This is a genomic window from Mesorhizobium sp. M5C.F.Ca.IN.020.32.2.1 (assembly GCF_004023105.1).
GTDB classification, from domain to species: domain Bacteria; phylum Pseudomonadota; class Alphaproteobacteria; order Rhizobiales; family Rhizobiaceae; genus Mesorhizobium; species Mesorhizobium wenxiniae.
The window spans coordinates 1-1,456 of sequence record NZ_RZSX01001213.1; the positions used below are offsets into that span (position 1 = coordinate 1).

Sequence of the window (1,456 nt, forward strand, 5' to 3'; positions counted from 1 at the left end):
GTCCTGGCCGCCGCGTTCCAGTTGATCTAGAGCGTCGGACCCAAAGTGGCCGGCGGCTTGTGCTTGCCTCATGTCGACCTGTTCTCCAATCAGTCGCGCCAGACGGCATCGCAGGAACTTTGACGAATATGGCCCGTTCTTATGGCGAGAGGATCCTCGCCATGGAACACATCGCTGCCGTGTTGCTTGTCATTGGCTGTTCTAACGCGATGACGGAATGTCGTGAACTGCCCGTATCGGTGGGTGTTTTCGAAACCGCTCAGGAATGCGCCGCCGAGCGTCCGTTTGTCTTGAGCAATGTGCAGGGTCAGGCTCCGCGCATAATTGCCAAATGCCTTTCCGTCGATCCGGCACTTGAGGATGATTACGGTCAGATCGTCTGGAATGTGCGTCCGGACGGCACGCTCGACGCTTCCGTGGAGATTTCCAATCCTGAGGTTGCTTCGACCGGCGCGCGCCCCGAACAAGATTCTCTTAGCCAACAATGAAATCGATCGGGCAAAACCCTTTTTCGCATGGTAAGTGACGGGTGGAGCTCAAGTGAGGACAAAAGCGAGGAGTGACCCTATGCGGAAGATGATTATTGCCATGGTTGCCGTGGTCGCAGTCAGCGGCTGCAGCACCACCGAGCGGGATGTCGGCGTCGGCGCCGGTGTCGGCGCTCTGGCCGGCGGCCTGATTGACGGCGGCAAGGGTGCGCTGGTCGGCGCAGCCATCGGTGCCGGTACCGGCCTGCTGGTGCGCAACCTGCGCAATGGCTATTGCCAGTACCGCGACAACCGTGGCCGTCTCTTTACGGCTCGCTGCTGATCCGTTTCAAACGCATGAGGCAATAGTAGCGGAGACCGGACGAGCCGGTCTCTGTTTACTTTCGCCTTCGAAAACGGTCAGTTTGCGGCAGCGTTTTCAGTCCGACAGTGGGATCCTGATTTCCACTCTCAATCCGCCATCGTGAAAATCGCGATTGATCGTACCGCGCAATTCGCGCGTCACGTTCAAATCGATCAGCTTGGTGCCAAAACCGGTTTTGGCAGGTGCTTCAAGCTTCTTCTGGCCGACTTCGCGCCAGTTGAGAACCAGCGTCCGGTCGCGCCAGCGGCCCTCGACCGACCAGGCGACCTTGAGCGCACCGACCGAGTTGCCGGCTTCGCCATATTTCAGCGCATTCGTCGCCAGTTCGTGAAAGGTCAGGCCGAGCGCTTGCGTCGTTGTCTCGTCGAGCAGCACCTCTGGCCCCGACAATATCCCCTCAGGAAGCTCCTTGCCGAATACCTGACCAAGCTCGATGCGCAAGAGATCGCCGAGGTCTGCCTTCTGCCAGCGCGAGCGCGTCAGCATGTCCTGGGATGCCGCCATCGCTTGCAGCCGGGCCGAAAAAGAGGACGAGAACTCGTGGACGTCGGTGGCGTGCGATGCCGTCTGTCGCGCGATCGCCAGCACCCGCGTGATCGAGTTC

General features: G+C 59.8%; 3 protein-coding genes. 2 read left to right on the forward strand and 1 reads right to left on the reverse strand.

Annotation, left to right across the window (positions count from 1 at the left end; genetic code table 11):
• The first annotated feature begins 161 nt into the window (after nucleotides 1–161).
• Together EOA86_RS34485 and EOA86_RS34490 are read left to right on the forward strand one after the other, a co-directional pair.
• Nucleotides 162–488: a hypothetical protein gene (locus tag EOA86_RS34485; RefSeq protein ID WP_127211947.1), complete on the forward strand. Its 327-nt coding sequence runs from the start codon at nucleotides 162–164 to the stop codon at nucleotides 486–488.
• Nucleotides 489–567: 79 nt separating this feature from the next.
• Nucleotides 568–810 (forward strand): YMGG-like glycine zipper-containing protein, encoded by a 243-nt coding sequence (locus EOA86_RS34490; protein ID WP_065007456.1) that lies wholly within the window; start codon nucleotides 568–570, stop codon nucleotides 808–810.
• Between the two features lie 96 nt (nucleotides 811–906).
• Here EOA86_RS34490 and EOA86_RS34495 read toward each other — a convergent pair.
• Nucleotides 907–1,456: sensor histidine kinase (locus tag EOA86_RS34495; protein WP_164892319.1), on the reverse strand; the 550-nt coding region annotated here is incomplete at its 5' end.

What these genes read in the sequence shown, in the direction of transcription:
- EOA86_RS34485 (WP_127211947.1), top strand. Translation starts at nt 162, where the DNA reads ATGGAACACATCGCTGCCGTGTTGCTTGTCATTGGCTGTTCTAACGCG.
- EOA86_RS34490 (WP_065007456.1), top strand. Translation starts at nt 568, where the DNA reads ATGCGGAAGATGATTATTGCCATGGTTGCCGTGGTCGCAGTCAGCGGC.